The organism is Bacteroides caecicola (assembly GCF_023337095.1).
GTDB lineage: Bacteria > Bacteroidota > Bacteroidia > Bacteroidales > Bacteroidaceae > Phocaeicola > Phocaeicola gallinarum.
In genome coordinates this window covers 1-2,366 of sequence record NZ_JAMBLM010000031.1, presented here as the reverse complement: position 1 = coordinate 2,366, position 2,366 = coordinate 1, and the positions used below count along the sequence as shown (strand labels likewise).

At 49.8% G+C, this 2,366-nt stretch carries 2 protein-coding genes; both read left to right on the top strand.

Translation table 11 applies throughout. The features are described 5' to 3' along the window. Positions 1–65 precede the first annotated feature (65 nt). On the top strand, positions 66–1,142 hold the full coding sequence (locus M3085_RS13825; protein WP_249053326.1) for an AAA family ATPase: 1,077 nt from the start codon (positions 66–68) through the stop codon (positions 1,140–1,142). Between the two features lie 205 nt (positions 1,143–1,347). Beyond that, positions 1,348–2,307 (top strand): toprim domain-containing protein, encoded by a 960-nt coding sequence (locus tag M3085_RS13820; RefSeq protein WP_249053325.1) that lies wholly within the window; start codon positions 1,348–1,350, stop codon positions 2,305–2,307. Positions 2,308–2,366 lie beyond the last annotated feature (59 nt).

Sequence of the window (2,366 nt, the reverse complement as noted above, 5' to 3'; positions counted from 1 at the left end):
GCGGAACTTGCCCTTGAACTGGCAGGGAAGAAAACAGGCGGACGCAAGTAACGGGAGGAATTGCTATGGACTATATGAAAGACATCCGGGAAATATCGGACGAACAGGCGGTAATCCTCTGGCAAGCCTCACGGCTGAGCCTGTCGGGAAAATACGAGAAAGCGCCAGAAATCCTCAGTGTGAAAGGTTCTGTAATCGGCACGTTGGGAAATTTCAGTGCATCCATCGGCAAAGCCAAAAGCAAGAAGACATTCAATGTGTCGGCTATCGTGGCTGCGGCTTTGAAGAACGGCACGGTGCTCAGGTATGCGGCTGAACTTCCCGAAGCCAAGCGGAAAGTGCTGTATGTCGATACGGAGCAAAGCCCCCACCACTGCCTGAATGTGATGGAACGCATCATGCGCATGGCAGGGCTGCCCGATGACAGGGACAACGAGAACCTTGAGTTCCTTGCCCTGCGGAAATATACGCCGGAGCAACGCATAAGGATTGTCGAACAGGCAATCTACCATACACCGAACCTCGGTATGGTGGTGATAGACGGTATCCGTGACATGGTGTATGACATCAACAGCCCCAGCGAATCGACACGCATCATATCGAAACTGATGCAGTGGACGGACGACAGGCAGATACATATCCACACGATACTCCACCAGAACAAGGGGGATGAGAACGCAAGGGGACATATCGGCACGGAACTGAACAACAAGGCTGAAACCGTACTGCTCGTTGAAAAGGACAAAAGTAACGGGGACATCAGCAAGGTTTCCGCCATGCACATCCGTGCGATGGACTTCGAGCCGTTTGCCTTCCGCATCAATGAAAGGGCATTGCCTGAACTGATGGAGGATTACCAGACAGAAGCCAAAGCGCCCGGCAGACCCCAAGGCGAAAGGTTTGATGCCTGCAAGGACATTTCCGAGCAACAACACCGGATAGCACTGGAAGCAGCATTTTCGTTGCAGGACGAGTACGGGTATAAGGAACTGGGCAAGGCGCTGAAAGAATCGTATGCCTTGGTGGGTGTTCCGTTAAGCGACAACAAGCTGGTTAAACTCATCACAGTGTTGAAGAACAAGCGGATGATAGTGCAGGAAAATGGCAGGAAGTACAGATACGAACCGGATTTCCACTATTGACACGCTTCCTGCAATCACTTCACTTTATTCTCCGGGTCTATATATTAGGATAAAGCGAAGTGGTTGCAGGAGCGCATCAAACCGCTTCACTTTAAGCCGTATCCTATATATACGACAATAAAGTGAAGTGGTTATACAGCCAGTAACCTATAAACAGATACTGGCGAAAAGAAAAACAAACAATAACCGATAAAGACAATCATTTATGGACATACAGACAGCAAAACAAATCAGGCTGGAAGAATACCTTCACAGCTTGGGATATAGCCCGGTGAAGCGGCAGGGCATCAATCTATGGTACAAATCACCGTTCAGGGAAGAAACCGAAGCCTCGTTTAAGGTGAACACCGAGCGGAACCAATGGTATGATTTTGCGCTCGGCAAGGGCGGCAACATCATTGCGCTGGCTTCGCACCTCTATGCAACGGACAGCGTGCCGTACCTTTTGAAACGCATAGAGGAACAGGCACCGCACGTGCACCCCGTTTCTTTCTCTTTTCGCAAGCAGTCATTTACAGAGCCGAGTTTCCAACAGTTGGAAATCGTGCCGCTTTCTTCCCCTGCCTTGCTCGCCTATTTGCAGGAAAGGGGGATAAATCCGGCACTGGCGAAAAAAGAATGTAAGGAAGCGCGGTTTACGCACAACGGCAAACGGTACTTCGCCATTGCGTTTCCCAACATGTCGGGCGGCTATGAAATCCGCAACCGATATTTCAAGGGCTGTATCGCACCGAAGGAAATATCCCACATCAGACAGTCGGGAGAGCCAAAGGGCACGTGTTTCGTTTTCGAGGGATTTATGGACTACCTCTCATTTCTGACCCTACGGCTCGAAAGCTGTCCGCAATACCCTGAATTCGACAGGCAGGATTACATGGTTCTGAACTCTGTTGCCAATGTTTCCAAAGCACTTTATCCATTGGGAAGCTATGAGCGAATCCACTGTTTTTTTGACAATGACCGTGCAGGAATGGAAGCCCTTCAGCAAATCCGCAAGGAATACGACAGCACCCAGCATATACGGGACGCTTCACAAATCTACAGCGGATGCAAAGACCTGAACGAGTATTTGCAGAAACGCATGGCGGATAGAAAAGAGCAAATGCAATTCGTCAAAAAGAGGAATGATGCGTTACCCAAGAAACCGAAAGGCTTCCGGTTATAGCCCACTATAACTACACGCTTCGCTTTCGTAGTTGTGGGCTCTCCCGAGGGGCTTAGGAC

What these genes read in the sequence shown, in the direction of transcription:
- M3085_RS13820 (WP_249053325.1), top strand. Translation starts at nt 1,348, where the DNA reads ATGGACATACAGACAGCAAAACAAATCAGGCTGGAAGAATACCTTCAC.
- M3085_RS13825 (WP_249053326.1), top strand. Translation starts at nt 66, where the DNA reads ATGGACTATATGAAAGACATCCGGGAAATATCGGACGAACAGGCGGTA.